Here is a 16763-nt window from a genome sequence, read left to right on the forward strand (position 1 = left end):
AATGTTGCTCGCCGCGAATCCTCGGGGGCGTGGCTCAGAAGCGCCTCTGTTCGGGAAGAGCACGCCTTCGATTAAGCCTCGCGCAATCTTTGCAGTCTATTCTGCTTGTCGATTGTCGAGGGAACATGACGCGCAAGCCGCTACTGCTTTTTGCCTTTCCGGCTCTCATCCTTCTGATTCTTGCAGGGGAGCGAGCAGCGACGTTCCTGCTGGGAACCTATTCGGCCAGCCCCGCCATGTGGCGGGTCTGGCTTGAACTGCGCCCTTTGTCGACGATGTTCTGGCAGCAGGTCGACCTCTATTTGAGCGATTCAATGATCCTTGATGCCGCTATCCTGATCGCCGCATCGATCGTCTGCTGGATAGCTTGCCGGACGAGAAAATCGACCGCGTTCTTCTTTCTTGCCAACCACATCGCTCTGCTTTTCGCCGGGTTGATGATCGCTTCCAGCAGCCATTCTGAAACAGCGAGCACGATTGCGGCGTTCACCGCGCCCAGCGGCCATCCATTCTCACTGATCCTCGATTTCACATGGCAGAACAGCCTGGTGTTGCTTCTAGGCACTGCAGCCTGCGCCTACTGCCATGTTGCGTTTCTCGGCGAAGCGCGACAGCGTTCCGAAGCGCTCGCCGTACGGCTTTTTGCTCTGCAGCGGGATCTCTAGGATCCAGGGCACAGCCCGTCTCGCTCCCGATCGGCATTGCCAACCAGGATGACGGCAGCTCGGCAAGCAGCTGAACGCAATACCGCTCTCGATGTCGCTTCTAATTGATTTTCTTGTAGTGGACCTTGCCGTCCGGCTGCACTATGCGCTGGTAGGAGGAGTTCGGGGCAGGAGGCAGCGCCGCCGCGATCTTCCTTTTGAGCGGGCGCGGCACATCGACGATACTGGGTTCGGTCGCTTCTTCGGGATCGGTGGCCGCTTCCGCCATGGTGCTGGTCGTGATCACGGAAGGCTCCGCCACGCTCGACATGTCGTCGTCACTGTCCAGGGGCAGGTTCTGTTCAAGCCGGGCAATACTGCCTTTGACTTCGTTGAAGCTGCCCTGCAGTTGACTGTCCAGTTTTTCGAACCGGCTTTGAAAGCCGTTGTTGACCGTATCGAGCCGGGCTGCGATCCGTTGCTCGAACGATCCGAGCTGTTCCAGCCGCCGTTCGACAAAGCGCAGATCGTTGATGCCGTGGTAGAAATAGACCGCGGCCGTTATGTTCGCCGCCGTGATCAGCAGGGCACCGACGGCGACAACGCCGATCATCGTTGCATTGCTCGGTTTCCCTACTGCAGCTTGCTCTTCAGTGTGGGTTACCGGCCCAATGTCGATCGCTGGCATATCCGGGTCGCTGATCATCGTCATTGAACCACCACCTTTGCGCCAACCGAGACGCGCTTGAAGAGATCGATCACGTCGGTGTTGGTAAGACGAAAACATCCCGATGTTCCGTCGAAGCCGATGCCCTTGGGATCGTTGGTGCCGTGGATGCGGTAGAGCGTGTCGCGCCCGTCCCGCAGCAGATAGAGTGCCCTGGCGCCGAGCGGATTGTAGGGACCGGCAGGCACCATTTCCGGCAGCTCCGGCTGGCGGGCGCGCATTTCCCTGGGCGGGCGCCATTCCGGCCATTCCGTTTTCGCCCCGACCTTAACGATGCCGGTCCAGCCAAAGCCGTCGCGTCCGACGCTGATCTGGTAGCGCAGCGCCTGACCCTGCCGGGTTACCAGATAGAGCGCCTTCTCGTCCTTGCGGATGATAATCGTGCCGGGCTGTTCCGCGGTTTGGAGAGCAACCGCCTTGCGCAGGCTGGGTCCCATTGCCGGCAACGGCGGCCGGTCCGACAGCGCGGATCGAGCATGGGCGAATTCCCAGGCCGGCATCCCCAACGCCAGGCCCATGATGCAGGCGCCGGCAAGCCTCGGGACGATGCGGTATCTAGCGGGCTGCGTCATCGAGCCGCTCTTTGAACATCCGCTTCAGGTCCTTGTTGAAACGCGCCCGCCCAGCCACTTCGGAAGGCAGGATGGCCCGGTTCAGCGCGTCGGTCAGCAGCGCATTGTCCAGGCTGACCGACTTAATGTGCGGCGCCCTGAAAATCTTCTCGAGTTCGCTGCGCGAAAAGTGGTTGCCGAACCATTTGCGCTTATGCTTGTTTGCGACCAGCGTGATGCTCACCGAATTGCCGCGCAGCTCGCGAATCTTCGTGTAGAGCCGCTTGCCTTGCCGCAGCGAGGCGACGTTGAGCTCGAAGACGATGAAGATCTCGTCGCTCGTCGAAAGCACGGAATTCTGCCAGGGGGTTTCGATATTCGGCAGATCGATGACGATGTCATCGAACCGGTAGGCGACGAGGTCCAGCAGCCGGAACACGAAATCGGCGCCCTGAGGCTCAAACGGCAGTTGCGGCCTCTCGAAGGCATAGAGCGTCAGGCCGGACGGGCGAGAGAGCTTAATGACGTCCATCAGTTCGACATCGAGCCTTTCCGGTTGGCCGATGATGCCGGCCAGGTCGAACTGGTTGAACAGGTTGAGATAAGCGCCGCAATTGGCGCTCTGGAAATCGAGGTCGACGAGGCAGGTCGAAGCCGCACGTTCGGCGGATTTCGACGCCAGGAATTCCGCCGCCGACAAAGCGAGCGTCGTGGCTCCGGCGCCGCCGCTGGCGCTGATGAAAGTGATGATGCGGCTCTTGGTGCCCTGGTTGCCGGTGTCGTGGAAGGTGACCGCGTTCAGCAGCTCCTTGGCGTCGAGCGGCTTGTGCAGCCAGTCCGAGGCGTTCATGCGAACCAGGATGCGCGTCTTTTCGGAGGTCAACTCGTCGGAGACCGCGATCAGCGGCACGGCCGCCCATAAGGCGCGCGCCGCGACTATTCCCGCATTGTCGAGCAGCTCGCCATTGCCAAGGTCGAGGATGACGATGCCCGGCCGCGTCTCGGCAGGCGGGCCCTTGAGGAACTCAGCTGTCTCGGCAATCCTGACATCGTAGATCGCCAACGCATCGAGCCGCGTCGCCACCTCGCGCTTGAACTGCGGATCCGACGAGAACAACGCCACTTGCTTTCGTTTGGTCGGGAGAACCTTGGTGTCGATGGCGTTCATGGGGATGTACTCCTCAGGTCTTCGCCCGTGACCGTGCTGAGCATCGAGGGCATGGTGATATTCGCGAACCCCATCAGTCCCTGCAGAAAGAAGAACTGGAAGTTCACGTTCTGAAGGCTGACTGTTATTGTCGGTACAGGACCGCCCAGCCGGGTCTGGTAGCCAAGCCCTGTGGCCGAGTAACGGACGACGACGTTCGCCGGCTGCAGATAGGGATAGAAGTCGCACATGCCGAGACGACTGCCGGCCACGGGACCACATACCCCGTCGTCACCTGCATAGACTCTGGTGAAATTTGCTGCTGACCAGACGCCGGCGACACAATAGGCGCCTGTGCAGTTGCAGGTCGATGTTGCGCCGTTGCAAACGTAGGCAAAAGAACCAGCGGCTACTGGCGCTCCCGGCGTCGTAGTCGGGCCAGCTGTGGAAATCTGCGGCGCGACCGGATCGGAAATGGAGGCCAACCTTGCGCCGATCTGTACGGCCTTGGTGGCCGCATTCCATTGATAGAAGGCATTGCCGAAATCCACGAAGCCGAGAACAAGAGCAAACAGCAGCGTCGCCACGATGGTCATTTCTACCATCGCCGCGCCGTCTTCCGATTTCGCAAAACGCTTGATCATGATCAGAATCGGATCAACCGCTCCTCGTGAGAGCCGGTCAGCGTGATCGGACCGATTCCGATGAACGACAGCATGCCGACGCCGGCATATGGATAGTTGCCGACCGCTCGGACGATACAGACTTGTGCCGTGGTGGAGCGATATTGGGTGACGCCGGCGACGACGGCGTCGCGACAGGAAGCGGGGGCCGCGATGGTCACCGTCGCATTGTTGGATGTCCCGCCCGATTTCTCCCAGTCGCTGATGCGCGGACTGCCTGTCATTGCTACATTGCCGAACACCGCGATGTTTGCTGCGATATCGGCGCAGTTGATCGCCGTGAATCCAGGGTAGCTAGTATACAGTTGGCTGTTGCAGCGCGCGGCAAAGCGTGCCGCGTCCGACAGGCCGGCCTCCATCAGAAGCTTTTTGTGGATCAGATTGCCGAACTCGAACACACCTGCCGACAAGATCAGCATCAGCGGCGTGATCAGCGTCATTTCGACGAGGACCGCACCACGGCTGTCGCGTCGAAATCTGTCGAGGTGGCGGAATAGCGTTCGGATCATCGCCATCACCGATAAAGCTGGGCTTCGTCACGAAGGAAGTTGTCGAGCGTGCCCTGGCCGCCGCGCCCGGTGATGTCGACCAGTTCAACCATGACGGATCCATCCTCCGACGGCGAGGCCACCGGCTCGGTGAGGAAGAAACTGGCGAATGCTTCGACCGGCAGGCCGGTGCTGTGGCCAGAAAGATCGTTGGTATCGTTGAGCGCGTCGCAATTCAGGATCGCGCCATAGATCAGGCGACGGTCCACCGACGTGACAGGCGGTTGGCAGGCTGCGGGCGGCGTTCCGATCTCTCCACCGGTAGACGCGGTGCCCACCAAACCGGCCGATATCTCGTAGCGGTAGACCTGATAGCGTGTCGGCTTGATCGTATCCCATGCCGATGGATAGGCAGCTGAACCGAAATTGGTGTTCCAATAGGCGGAGAAGTTCCAGTCTCCATTGCCCATTCGCCCGCCCATGTATGGCGTTGCCGGATCGCGCGGAAGGCCCATGGTGCCAGCTTCGGTGAATGAGTATTTGTTCATGGAAGCGCATTGATTGGGGCCGCCTGAAGTCTGTATCGCCCCTTTTCGAACATTGGCGGCAGGACCGTACTCTGGGCTGGCGAAATGATTGCCGTTAGCTCCGATCCCGAAACGAACGTTGAAGGCGTCCTGCACCGGGCCGGCATTCTGACCGGTCTTCGTGTCAACGCTCGCGGAATTATAGCAGCCGATCGGCCTCGATGTGGCGATGGTCTGTGCAAGGGCCTGGGCCCCGTTGCCGACACCTTCCGGCGGCTCGAGAAAGCCAAAGTTGCCGGGACCGGCGGCTGCACCGTTGCCGACCTTGCGCAGTTCTATGAGCCTCCGCCGCAGGGCGACGCTGGCGGCTGCCTCTTCGAGGGTGTAGTCAGGATCGTTCTCGTACGGATTGCAGATGAAGACGGGCGTGAAGTCACAGACGCCGGATGTAAAACCGGCGACAGCGACAGCGCCGACCGTAAAAGAATTGCTGGCGCCGGCCTGTAAAAACGAGGCCGGGAAAATCGCGGCAAAGCCGACCGGGTTGACGCTGACCTCAACAAAACGGGCGAGGTGGGGGTCGTTAAGTTCGTCGGTGATCACATTGGCCGCCACGATCGGCAGATTGTCAGTGGCCGGCAAGGAGCGGAGGTAACGCCGCGTCACGCCGGCAGCTGCCAGTGTCTGAGGCGGTCCTGCCGTCGAGAAGTTGTATCGATTGGCAACCAGCGTGAGCAGCGCTCTATCGGCCCGGGTGATGCTGTCCGACTTGCCGTCAAGCTCGGCTGCGGCAGCGATCGAGAAGGCGTCGGCACCCTTTTGCAGGTCGTTATGCAGATTGTTCACCCTGCTCATGTCGATGGCGAGCAGCGAAAACCCGATGATCGCCGGCAGCATGATGCTGACCAGGATCAGCGCTATTCCCCTCTGATCGTGCCAGAACGCGCGAACAATCCGCAGCATGGTCTTACTCTTAGCTCCCCTGACGCCAGTCACTTTGCCTGACGCTGAACCCGCATCCTTCTGTTTAATCCCCGGTGTCGCCGACATTGACCGTTATGGCCGGCGGAGGCGGCGGTGGTGGTGGGAATTTGTAATTCTGGGCAACAGCGGCAGCACGCGCGCCATCGCCTTCAATCGCCGTGTTCTTCGACGCGGGATTGAGCGGATCGACCGTCTGCAGCAGAGAATTGTATTTCTGCGTGTCGCCGGCAGCCAGTGTCACCGTTTCGTAATTGTTCAGGTAGTCGGCGGCGCAGCCCGACAGCACGCCGGCGCATAAAAGAAGGATCAAGGCGCTATTTCTTGACATAGATCATTTTGTCCTTGGATTTCAGGTCGAGCATGTGGCCGTAGGGGCCGACCACGCCTTGGCCGAGCTCATATTTGCGGACCATGTCCTTGGTCACTTCGAGCTGACCGAGGAGGAAGAGCTCCGGGTCGTTGGCTGGTCGCGTCTTGTCGAATGGCGTCGCCAGCTGCTCGCCGGGCTTTGTCGGGCGTACGATACGCGGCGTGACGATGACGACCAGCTCCGTCTCTTCTTTCTGATTGCTCGAATTCCGGAACAGTACGCCGACGATCGGAACCTGGCCGAGCCATGGCACCTGTTCCTGGATCTTGGTGTTCTTGCTGGACAAAAGCCCGCCGACGGCGAAGCTTTGGCCGTCGCGCAGTTCTATCGCGGTCGACAGCTTACGGTTGGTGAAGATCGGGTCGCCAGCGGCCGTGAAGCCGCTCAGGTCGCTCACTTCCGGCGCCAGCTTGATGTGGATCTTGTCGTCGTTGAGCACGATCGGCGTGAACAGCAAATTGACGCCGAACTGCTTGTATTCGATGACGACCTCGTCGTCGACCAGGCGGCGCACTGGCACTTCGCCACCGGCGTTGAAGCTGGCAACCTCACCCGACAGCGCGGTGAGATTGGGTTCGGCAAGAGTGCGCACAACGCCCTTTGCCTCGAGCGCCTCGATGATCAGGTCGACCTTGATATCGCTGTCGATGACGCGGGTGATCAGCGCTGCGAACGGGCTCGAATTCCCCAGGAGACCGCTGACCAGATTTCCTGGTCCAAGCACTAAACCGTCCTCGTCGACGGCGGCAATCCCGGTTCCTGTGCGGGTCGTGCCGCTGCCGTTGGTGCTCCTGATTGAAACGCCGAGATCGCGGCCGGCATTGCGCTTGGCCTCCAGCACGCGCACTTCGAGATTTACTTGCTGGCTGTCGTCGACGGTCACGGCGTTTATGATCGCGTCAGGGCCATATTGCTGGGCAACCTGCATGATCGCCGCCAGGGTTGCGCCGTCCTTGACATGGCCGCCAAGCCTGACCTTGCCGTTGACCGATCCGATATCAATGCGTGCGCTGGGAGCCACCTGCCGGATCGCTTGCGCCATGTCGCTCACGTCGACGCCGACCTCGATCTGGATCACGCCGAGCGAGCGCTTGTCTTCTGAAAAGAGGTTGACGGTGGTGGTGCCCGCGCTCTTGCCGATGACATAAAGCGTCCGGTCGGTCATTGGCTGGGCGTCGGCGATCTTCTCGTCGCCGACGACGATGTCGCCGAGAGTGGCGTTCACCTGGATCGTCACCGACTGCGACATGGGCAGGAAAATACGGTGGACGCTGGGGTTCGACACATCGATCCTGCGGTCGGCTGCATGAGCAGTAAGATCGATCGGCAATAGCATGACCGAACAGGCCAGCGCGGCAGCCGCCAGTGGTCCCCGGAACATTCGCATCTAGACTACCCCCTACCGACTCGTCGGTAATATCCTAGCGTAATTTTTGTCGCGGCACGTCGTAGGATTCGAGCTTCACACCCCTGAAAACGCCGATTGTCGCACGCGCCGGCGGCTCCGGCTGCACATATTTGATCACTTCCTTAACTACTTCTTGCATCTGGGGTGCTGAGGCCACTGCCGGAGCAGGTTTTGCGCTGCTCAACAGGTCGAGCCTGCTTCCCACACGTTCCACGGCCTGGGTCAGCCCATTGATCTTGTCGTCCGCGCGCTTGCGTTCGGCCGCGGCCTCAGCCTCGGCTGCAGCCTGCTTGGCGAGTTCGGCCTGCCTGGCGGCGACATCGTCCGGCGTATCACCGGTCAGGTCGGAAAGCGTGATACGTTCGGTCGTCTCGCCCTTGCTGGCGGCAGCCTGGCGAAGCGCTAGGGACAGCTGGCCGGCGTCGGCGGCGAGGGTAAGCTTCTGTGCGTCCTTGGTGCTAGCCTCGAGCGTGACCGCCTTCACGACCGTCGGGTTCTCGGTGCTTTCATCGGCGACCTGGTCGACGGCGAGCACCTTCATGCTCTGCAGAAGCACGTCGACAAAACTCTGATCCGTCCCTTGGCCGGTGCGTACCTTGCGCGTCAGCAGCACATCAACCCGGTCGCCGGGGAAAACGAACCCGGCCACGCCAAGCACGTCGTTGACCCTGATAGAGACGGCCTTCATGCCTTCGCCGAGCACCGCTGAAAGGGTAGCGCGTTGGCCCGGGCCAGTGATCTTGGTGGCGAGAACGGGCTCGTTGACGCCGATCGCCTGCAGCGCCTGCCTGGTGCCTTCGCCGTCCAGCATTTCTTTCGTTGTCTTGAAAGCTCCGGTCGGGACGGCGCCTGAGGGCCAGGCGACTTCGCGCAACTTGTCCGCCGACAGCGTGTCGCCGAATTTCAACGGCATCGCGGCCACCACAACTGTGTCGCGCTGAACATCATCCGGGCGCGCCATTGCACTGCGCTGGCTGGCCAGCCAAACATTGGCGAGCACCACCGCCAGCACGCCGAACACGCCGGCGAGAACGATCATGATGACACTGTTTGCGCGCATTTCTTGCCCCACCCGACTGCGTTTGCACAGCTCACTGCACTATTCTTGATCATCGACGCCGGGATGTCACCGGCGTCGATGATTAGATCAAGATATCACGGCAACGCTCCCGACAGCGCCGTCCACTGGGTGCCGACCCAACCGCCGACGAATATGACCGAGAGAATCACGGCCACGGTAATGAGGCCGAGCAGGATAGTATATTCGACCATGGCAGCGCCGTTTTCGTCGTCGCGGAACTGCCGGGTCATCGTCATGAGCTTCTTCATGCCAATTTCTCCCTTTGGAGGTTTGAACCCGACGAGACGAGCCAAGGATGAAATCCATACCCAAGCATCCCCCGTCATCTCGATCTAAGTCCCGACGAAAATCAGAGTCAAACGGGATTAAGGGTTTCTTAACTTTCCTATACATGATCTGGCAAGAATATTGCCGATCTGAAGGGGACCAAAACATTGGTTCGGCTCGTTTTTTAACCCGTCTTAACCATTCGTTCATAATTTGGCCATGGATATGGCAGGAGTGGGGCGGTATTAGCGATAGTGCATATTCCTTTATATCTAAGGGTTTGCGTGGGTTCCATGGCGCCTTTGTGGCAAAGAAGCATTTGGCATTGAAAGGCGAGTGCTCGTGTTCCATCAGGACAGCGCCGCTGACCAAATAAACGTCGCGTTTTCTGATGCTTGATCTTAACTATGTCTGAAGTATTAAATTGCATGGTGCGCGGCTGGCGCTTGTGCCCTGCGTGGTTAACGTTTAGTTTCCGTGGCGACGGATCTTACGGGGGAGTATAACGCGATATGCTGGGGCGGTTCACCAAAGGGCCAAGCGAGTTGCGAGTCGAGCCAAAGCTCGAGCCGATGGCGGTTTTGCCCGCCACCCCGACGATTTCTCCTGTTGTCGAACCGCATGGTAACGATTTCCTGACGCTCAAGGTCGAGCTCCACCGCCACCTCATTGACCGCTTCAACCTGACCGCACTTGAAAACGCGTCCAAGGATGAAATCCTGAATGAGATCCGGCCGATCGTGCGAGAATTTGTCCGCGCGCGCAACGTGCCGCTGAATGCTCGCGAGCTCGATCAATTGACCAGCGACACCGCCGACGAGATGCTCGGCCTGGGGCCGATCGAACCGCTGCTGAAAGACGATTCAATTTCCGACATACTGATCAACACACACAACCGGGTTTTCATCGAGCGGCGCGGCGTGATTGAGGAGACCTCGATCCGTTTCCGCGACGAGGCGCATCTGCTGCGTGTCATCAACAAGATCGTCTCGGCCATCGGCCGACGCGTCGATGAATCCGCGCCGATGGTCGATGCGCGGCTGGAAGATGGGTCGCGTGTCAACATCGCGGTGCGGCCGATCTCGGTGGATGGCCCACTGGTGTCCATCCGCAAATTCTCCAAGAATCCCTATTCGCTCGAACGCCTGATGGCGTTCAATTCGATCCGCCAGCCGATGATCGACCTGCTGCGGATCGCGGTGCAGGCACGCAAGTCGATCCTGGTTTCAGGCGGCACCGGCAGCGGCAAGACAACCTTGCTCAACGCGCTGTCGAGCTACATCCCGTCTCGGGAGCGTCTGATCACCATCGAGGACGCGGCGGAACTGCAATTGCAGCAGCCGCATGTCGGCCGCCTCGAAACGCGCCCGCCCAATGTCGAGGGCAAGGGCGAGGTCCGCCAGCGCGAGTTGCTCAAGAATGCGTTGCGCATGCGGCCGGACCGCATCATCGTCGGCGAGGTCCGCGGTGAAGAAGCTTTTGACATGCTGCAGGCGATGAACACCGGCCATGAAGGTTCGATGACCACCATCCATGCCAACACGCCGCGCGATGCAATATCGCGGCTGGAACAGATGGTCGGCATGGCCGGCATGCCGATGACCCATGAGTCCATTCGAGCGCAGATCGCGTCGGCCATCGACATCATCGTGCAGACGCAGCGTCTTTCGGACGGTGGCAGGCGGGTCGTTTCAATCTCCGAACTGACCGGTATGGAAGGCAATGTCGTCCAGCTTCAGGAACTTTACCATTTCGTTCGCCGCGATGTGAATGCGGAGGGTCAGATCGTCGGTGAATTTCGCGCCACCGGCATCCGTCCGCGCTTTGCCCAGGAAGCGGCGACGCTCGGCCATCACTTCGCCAAGGATGCGTTCAACCCGCAGGTTCCGCTTTGATGCCGTCGGGCCAGACATTGCTTTACCTCATCTATGTGATGGTGGCGGCGTCGGTCATTCTCGCGGCCGAGGCTTTGTACGTGAGCTACGCCAAGCGCCGCTCAACGGTCAGCACGATCAACCGTCGCCTAAAGCGGCTCGCTGACGAGGTTCCGGCCGAACAGACCTTGCAGGGATTGCTGCGAGAACGTGGGCTTACCGGCTCGGGCGATTTTCTTTTCAATGCGGTCGGGCTGAACAGGCTATACACTCAATCCGGCATTACCGGGAATCCGCTGTCGTTTGTCGCGATATTTATTCTCGCTGGGCTGGTACTGGCACTGGTATTGGCTTTCCTGCTGCACTTCTCCACGGTGGTTTCGTGTATCATCTTTCTTCTCATCGGATTCGTCCTGCCGTTTCTGGTTCTCCGCCGCGCGCGCGGCAAGCGAATCCAGAAATTTGCGAAGCAATTGCCGGATGCACTTGACATGATCGTGCGTTCGCTGCGCGCCGGTCACCCGACTTCCGTGGCGATAGGTCTTGTCGCCCGTGAAATGCCCGATCCGCTCGGCACCGAGTTCGGCATCGTTTCCGACGAAATCACCTTCGGCCTGAGCCTTGAAAACGCGGTGCGGAAACTCTCGCAACGCGTCGGCTTCGAGGGCCTTCAACTGCTATCTGTGTCGCTGTCAATTCAGGCCAAGACCGGTGGCAATTTGACCGAGATCCTGTCGAGCCTCGCATCGGTGTTGCGCGAACGGCAGAAACTGCGGTTGAAAATCAGGGCGCTCTCGGCCGAGGGCCGAGTGTCCGCGTGGATCCTTTCCCTGTTTCCGCTTCTGATGCTCGGCATCCTCATGGGCATCGCTCCGAGCTACTATGGCGAAGTATGGGGTAGCCCGCTGGTCATGCCTGTGTTCCTGATTTTCGGGCTATGGGCCCTGCTGGGTGACTTTATCATGTATCGCATGGTCAATTTCGATTTTTGACAGGAGCGAGCCATGAACCTGTTTTCGAATATCGGGGATTTGAGCCTTCTGGTTTCCATTGCTGTCTTCCTGGCGGCCGTAGCGCTTTTCCTGGTTGGCTCGCTCGTGTTCTTGCCGGCACTGCAGACGAGGAAACTGGTTGCGCAAAGCCTGATGGCAGAGGGTATTCCCAACCGCCGCTCACTTGTCGGACAGGAAGAACTGGCCAGGATTTCAGCGCAGCGGCCAGTCGAGGCGTATTTTCGATCGATCGAAAAGGAGCGGGACGAGCCCAGCGCGCTGGACGCGAAGCTCTTTCGCGCCGGCTTCTACCAGTCAGGCGCGCCGCTGATTTATACTCTGTCGCGGCTCGGGGCAGTCTGCACCGGCTTTATTGCGACCTATGCATTCCTGTCCCAGATTTTACCGCCCCAATTGCCCGGCCTTGTCGCTTTTGGAGGTTCAGCCTTGGTTGGGCTGGCATGCATTGTCATACCAAGTATCGCGCTCGATCGGTTCGAGAATGGGCAAAAGCAGATCTACCGTCGTGGCTTTCCGGATTTCATGGATATGATGATCACCTGCGCCGACGCGGGCATGAGCCTCGAGGCGGCCGTCGAGCGCGTCAGCAACGAACTGGCCGGCACCCATAAATGGCTTGGTATCCAGCTTTCGATCATGACTCTGCAGTTGCGCGCCGGCAAGCCATTGCGCGAGGCGCTGCGCGAACTGTCTGACCGCATCGGGCTTGAAGAGGCGCGGGCGCTGGCGGTTCTGTTCCGGCAATCCGAGGAACTCGGTACAAGCTTGACAGAAGCCCTGCGTGTCTACAGCGACGAAATGCGTGGACAGAGAATCCTTCGCGCCGAGGAACGCGCCAATGCCTTGCCGGTCAAGATGATGATTCCGTTGGGGCTGTGCATCTTTCCGGTGGTGATGATGGTCGTCATGCTGCCTGTCATCATCCGAATGAAAGGCGTTTTCTTCTAGGCAGGTATATGCTTTGGTCGAAATACAGAGTCGGAGAGAACTCTTTTGGGGGACGAAATGACTGGGCCAATGCGCCTCGCAGCCATAGCCAGCCTGCTGCTTATCGTGCTTTCCGGCTGTCAGACGGCTGATAGCGGCGTCGTCCGCACCAACGAGCCCTCAAAAGGTGACGTGACAGCCTTTGGCGATGCCTTCGACGGGCTGAAGACGGTCAGCGACGTCGAATACTATGCCTCGGACCAGGCCGTCGCCGAAGCCAAGAACCAGTTCCGCGCGGAAAACTATGGCAACGCCGGCGCCCTGTTCTACAAGGCGACGCAACTGGCGCCCAATGATGGTGGTGCCTGGATGGGCCTGGCCGCCTCTAGCGATCGCATCCGCCGCTTCGACCTCTCCGACCTGGCCTATCGCCAGGCCTTCCGGCTGGTCGGCGGGACGCCCGAATATTACAACAATGTCGGCTATTCCTATCTGCTGCGCGGCAAGCTGCAGGACGCGCGCAGCAATTTCCTCAAGGCTTACGAGCTGGCGCCCAACGATCCGACCGTGGCCAACAATCTGCAGCTCCTGTCGTCCAGCGTGAAGAATCTCGAGCGGTAAGGCGATAGCATGTTGCTCGCCGCATCGCTGCTGCTGAAGGGACTAGCCATTCCTCTGCTGGGAAGGATCGCCTGGCTCGACTTCACCACCCAGAAGATATCCAACCAGAATGTGCTGCTGCTGCTTTGCCTGGGTATGGGCTCGCTGCAGCTCCTGTCGGTGCAATCCGGGTCGTGGTGGGACATGGGCCTGAGCGGGCTTGCCGGTCTTTTGCTGTTTGTCGCGCTCTTTCCGTTCTGGGCCATGCGCAAGATCGGGGCCGGCGATGTCAAGCTGATGGCGGTGGTGCCGGTTCTGATCGGCGGCAGCGGCCTAGCCGTGTTTTCCGTGCTGCTGCTGGTTTTTGCGCTAGTCGCGGCACTGCTTGTCAAGAATCCATTCCTGCTGCCGGCAGGCGCCTTTCGCGTTTACGTCCAGCATCTGGATAGGAAAGGGGTGGTGCCGTTTGGCGTGCCTATTTCAGCAGCGGCGATTTGCACGATAGTATTCCAGATCGCATACAGCCTCGACGCTCTCGGTGCGCTACCGCTTTAGCGCCGAACTCCGGGCTGCCAGAGTCGAGATTAACCTTCTGGAAACCATTAGCTTGCGCTAAAACTGATGAAGTGCTTGCATTGGGTCTTGTCGGCGGGGTGCCGTATGGACGTTTTAAATCTCAAAGCGCTATTGATTACGGCTCTGATCTTCGTGCCGATCGAACGCCTATTTGGCCTACGACCTAGCCAGAAGATTTTCAGGAAAGCCTTCTTCAACGACCTGATCTATGCCGTGTTCAATGGCGTACCGATAATGCTTGGCCTGATTGCGGCTGTTACACTGGCAACGAGCACGGTTGGGCGGCTGGTGCCGGACTATGTCGGCAGAGCAGTGTCATCGCAGCCGGTTTGGCTGCAGGTGATAGAAATCATTCTCGTCGCGGACATTGGCTTTTACTTCGCGCACCGTGCTTTTCACGCTGTCCCGTTTCTGTGGCGCTTTCATTCAATCCATCACAGTATAGAAGAGCTTGATTGGTTGGCAGGGCACAGGATCCATCCTGTTGATCAAATTCTGACGAAGAGCGCTTCCTTTGTGCCTGTGTATTTGATGGGCTTTAGCAGTCAGTCGATCGCCCTTTTCGCGCTCGTTTTTCACGCCCACGCGCTGTTGCTTCACGCCAACGTCAAGCTGAACATCGGGCCGCTTCGATGGCTGATCGCCTCACCTCAGTTCCATCACTGGCATCACGCTCACGAGCGCGCTGCATATGACAAGAATTTCGCTGGCCAACTTTCATTCATCGATACGCTGTTTGGAACGATGCACCTGCCTGGCAAAGCTGTGCCGGAGCGCTATGGCGTTGATGATCCCATTCCACCAACTTACGTCGAGCAACTCGCCTATCCGTTTATTCCGAAGGGCAAAATCCATGAAGCTCCCACCAGCAGCGACGCGTGATTTCATCGGGCGCGCGACGATGATACTCTACTTCACGGTCTGCGCGACTTTGAAGGCCGGAGCATTGGTTATAGCTCTTCGCGGCGCAGAATGGTCAATAGCGCGAATTATCGGGGTCGTAGCGGACGTTGCCGCTCTCGGCTTCCTCGTTCTCGTTGTAGCAACGACAGTGGCGCGTCTTCCGCCGCTGAAGACAGCGCAAGGGCTTGAACCCCGAATCTCGGCGCTGATCGGATGCTTTGCCACCGTAACTTTGATCGCTGTCCCTCGAGTCGAGATACTTCCGCAGATTGAGCTCACTGCCAACCTGATTACCATCATCGGCTTCGCGCTTTGCGTTTGGTGCCTATGGTGGCTCGGCAGATCGTTCAGCATCTCTGCTCAGGCCAGACGGCTCGTCACCGCAGGCCCCTATCAAGTCGTGCGGCACCCTCTCTACGCCTGTGAAGCGATCGTCCTGTCCGGCATTCTTCTCGGTAATCCGACGTGGGCGACGGTCGCAATCTGCGCGATCGCCCTCGCTTTTCAATATCGGCGGATAATCAACGAGGAGAGGGTCTTGCGAGCGACGTTTTCCGAATATCATGAATACGCCCAACGCGTTCCGATGCTCTTGCCTCGTTTCGCTGGCGCATCTTTGCCGGCGCCTGAGCCGCGATAGAATATGTCGCATCTCAAAACACGCCCAAGGCGGGTAAATTCATCCCATACTGCGGTGAGGATTATGGGCGCAAGAAACTACCTTTACGCGACGTTGATCACTTCAGGCCTACTTGGGGCTGTTGACCTGCTGTGGCTGCCCTATTCGACCGTCCGCTTTTCGCCACTTAACTGGCATGACATTAGAGCAGTGGCATTATGCATCTGCTTGGCTGGTTTGGTTTCGTGGCTTGTCACACGGCGCCTACGGGACGATCGCTCGCGGGCAGGCCAATTTGTTCGCCGGGCATCCGATTTCCTTGGAAGCCTGGTGCTTGTCGCGGCAGCCTTTGTCCCACTGCTGATCTGCACGACTGTTTTAATGCATGTGGCCAGCGCCACTGGGCGCCCGCTTGCCGACCCGGTGCTCGCTGCCATCGACGCGCGAATGGGCTTTGATTGGCTTTGGTTCCTCTCCGTCACAAATAACCAGCTGGTAGCTCCTGTGTTGATCGTTGCCTACCATGCGCTCGGACCACAGGTGCCGTTTGTCCTATTGTTGAATATGGCCACAAACAGAAATGACAGGATCTTGCAGTTCATCGCGATGCTAGCCGTCTCATCAGTGCTCGCTGGAGGGATAATGACGCTCGTACCGGCTGAAGGCGCCTATGCGTACTTCAAGCCAACTGCAGAACAGTTCAACCATTTCACCGCCCAGGCAGGCATGTGGCATCACGAGACTTTGATGGCACTGCGATCTGGCAAACCGTTCGATCTGATCATGACCAGAAGCAACGGACTGGTCACCTTCCCGTCTTACCATACAACTCTCGGTATAATAATCATCTATGCGCTTCGCGACTATCGCTGGCTGATGTGGCCGATAGCTGTTTTGAATGCTCTGATGATCGTCGGCACCCTTCCCGAGGGTGGGCATCACCTGATTGATGTGCTTGCTGGCGCAATGGTTGGCGTTGCTTCGATCCTTGCCGTGAGAATGATTGGCGCTTATGAACGCGGAGAGGCCGACAGAGTCGCGAGATCAGCGGTGGGATCGGAAGCGGGCCGCTGAGTCGCCACGGGGGCGTTGCCGGCTTGTTGCAGCCGCTTTTGCTCCAGAACGCGATTGCCGCCCTGATGCCGACCACCGGGTCGAGCGGCGCGTCCGGTGGCAGAGGCGCAGAGGCGTGTTGATCCCGACGCTATCAAGGTCGGCGGCGGCGACAGCCTTCAGCAGCGCCGGACTGCCGCCCGGAGCAAAGGCTTTTAGCTGAACAAGCATGCCAGTTACTTGCCGCCCTCGCGGGCAGGTTGCAGACGTCGCCTTGCGGGACCGCCTGCCAAGTGGTTGAATAATAAAAGACGGGCTTTT

At 59.2% G+C, this 16763-nt stretch carries 19 protein-coding genes; 9 read left to right on the plus strand and 10 right to left on the minus strand.

The annotated features are described in order from the left end of the window. Window positions 1-29: 29 nt before the first annotated feature. Window positions 30-665, plus strand: a complete 636-nt coding sequence (locus AC0L26_RS18620) for a hypothetical protein (protein WP_473633871.1) — start codon at window positions 30-32, stop codon at window positions 663-665. Between the two features lie 100 nt (window positions 666-765). Here AC0L26_RS18620 and AC0L26_RS18625 read toward each other — a convergent pair whose 3' ends face one another. The 10 genes from AC0L26_RS18625 to AC0L26_RS18670 all read right to left on the minus strand — a co-directional run bounded on the left by AC0L26_RS18625 (window position 766) and on the right by AC0L26_RS18670 (window position 8858). Next, the gene (locus AC0L26_RS18625) at window positions 766-1356 is read right to left on the minus strand and encodes a hypothetical protein (RefSeq protein ID WP_473633872.1); all 591 of its coding nucleotides are present in this window, start codon (window positions 1354-1356) and stop codon (window positions 766-768) included. Then, window positions 1353-1943 carry a L,D-transpeptidase gene (locus tag AC0L26_RS18630; RefSeq protein WP_473633873.1) on the minus strand — a complete coding sequence of 197 codons (591 nt, stop codon included), beginning with the start codon at window positions 1941-1943 and terminating at the stop codon, window positions 1353-1355. Before AC0L26_RS18630 ends, AC0L26_RS18625 begins: the two co-directional genes overlap by 4 nt. Next, on the minus strand, window positions 1927-3090 hold the full coding sequence (locus AC0L26_RS18635) for a CpaE/TadZ family protein (protein ID WP_473633874.1): 1164 nt from the start codon (window positions 3088-3090) through the stop codon (window positions 1927-1929). Before AC0L26_RS18635 ends, AC0L26_RS18630 begins: the two co-directional genes overlap by 17 nt. Then, a complete protein-coding gene (locus AC0L26_RS18640; protein ID WP_473633875.1) occupies window positions 3087-3713 on the minus strand; it encodes a TadE/TadG family type IV pilus assembly protein in 627 nt (208 codons plus the stop codon). Before AC0L26_RS18640 ends, AC0L26_RS18635 begins: the two co-directional genes overlap by 4 nt. A gap of 2 nt (window positions 3714-3715) precedes the next feature. After that, window positions 3716-4261: a TadE/TadG family type IV pilus assembly protein gene (locus AC0L26_RS18645; protein WP_473633876.1), complete on the minus strand. Its 546-nt coding sequence runs from the start codon at window positions 4259-4261 to the stop codon at window positions 3716-3718. Between the two features lie 5 nt (window positions 4262-4266). After that, on the minus strand, window positions 4267-5730 hold the full coding sequence (locus AC0L26_RS18650) for a TadE/TadG family type IV pilus assembly protein (protein WP_473633877.1): 1464 nt from the start codon (window positions 5728-5730) through the stop codon (window positions 4267-4269). A 64-nt stretch (window positions 5731-5794) separates the two neighbouring features. Further along, window positions 5795-6061: a hypothetical protein gene (locus AC0L26_RS18655; RefSeq protein WP_473633878.1), complete on the minus strand. Its 267-nt coding sequence runs from the start codon at window positions 6059-6061 to the stop codon at window positions 5795-5797. A 4-nt stretch (window positions 6062-6065) separates the two neighbouring features. Next, window positions 6066-7508, minus strand: coding sequence for a type II and III secretion system protein family protein (locus AC0L26_RS18660; protein ID WP_473633879.1), 1443 nt, complete (start codon window positions 7506-7508; stop codon window positions 6066-6068). A 34-nt stretch (window positions 7509-7542) separates the two neighbouring features. Next, on the minus strand, window positions 7543-8589 hold the full coding sequence (gene cpaB / locus AC0L26_RS18665; protein ID WP_473633880.1) for a Flp pilus assembly protein CpaB: 1047 nt from the start codon (window positions 8587-8589) through the stop codon (window positions 7543-7545). Window positions 8590-8684: 95 nt separating this feature from the next. Further along, window positions 8685-8858 (minus strand): Flp family type IVb pilin, encoded by a 174-nt coding sequence (locus AC0L26_RS18670; protein ID WP_473633881.1) that lies wholly within the window; start codon window positions 8856-8858, stop codon window positions 8685-8687. Window positions 8859-9389: 531 nt separating this feature from the next. Here AC0L26_RS18670 and AC0L26_RS18675 point away from each other — a divergent pair. The 8 genes from AC0L26_RS18675 to AC0L26_RS18710 all read left to right on the plus strand — a co-directional run bounded on the left by AC0L26_RS18675 (window position 9390) and on the right by AC0L26_RS18710 (window position 16463). After that, complete coding sequence (locus AC0L26_RS18675; protein ID WP_473633882.1) at window positions 9390-10772, plus strand: CpaF family protein; 1383 nt, start codon at window positions 9390-9392, stop codon at window positions 10770-10772. A 17-nt stretch (window positions 10773-10789) separates the two neighbouring features. Beyond that, entirely contained in the window at window positions 10790-11743 is a 954-nt protein-coding gene (locus tag AC0L26_RS18680) for a type II secretion system F family protein (RefSeq protein ID WP_473633883.1), read from the plus strand. 12 nt (window positions 11744-11755) lie between these two features. Next, window positions 11756-12712: a type II secretion system F family protein gene (locus AC0L26_RS18685; protein WP_473633884.1), complete on the plus strand. Its 957-nt coding sequence runs from the start codon at window positions 11756-11758 to the stop codon at window positions 12710-12712. A gap of 57 nt (window positions 12713-12769) precedes the next feature. Further along, entirely contained in the window at window positions 12770-13312 is a 543-nt protein-coding gene (locus AC0L26_RS18690; protein ID WP_473633885.1) for a tetratricopeptide repeat protein, read from the plus strand. A gap of 9 nt (window positions 13313-13321) precedes the next feature. Next, window positions 13322-13846 carry a prepilin peptidase gene (locus AC0L26_RS18695; protein WP_473633886.1) on the plus strand — a complete coding sequence of 175 codons (525 nt, stop codon included), beginning with the start codon at window positions 13322-13324 and terminating at the stop codon, window positions 13844-13846. Between the two features lie 105 nt (window positions 13847-13951). After that, window positions 13952-14749, plus strand: a complete 798-nt coding sequence (locus AC0L26_RS18700) for a sterol desaturase family protein (RefSeq protein WP_473633887.1) — start codon at window positions 13952-13954, stop codon at window positions 14747-14749. After that, window positions 14721-15410: a methyltransferase family protein gene (locus AC0L26_RS18705; protein ID WP_473633888.1), complete on the plus strand. Its 690-nt coding sequence runs from the start codon at window positions 14721-14723 to the stop codon at window positions 15408-15410. Before AC0L26_RS18700 ends, AC0L26_RS18705 begins: the two co-directional genes overlap by 29 nt. Window positions 15411-15473: 63 nt before the next feature. Further along, window positions 15474-16463 carry a phosphatase PAP2 family protein gene (locus AC0L26_RS18710; RefSeq protein ID WP_473633889.1) on the plus strand — a complete coding sequence of 330 codons (990 nt, stop codon included), beginning with the start codon at window positions 15474-15476 and terminating at the stop codon, window positions 16461-16463. The last annotated feature ends 300 nt before the right edge of the window (window positions 16464-16763 follow it).

It is taken from the genome of Mesorhizobium sp. WSM4823, from assembly GCF_055811195.1.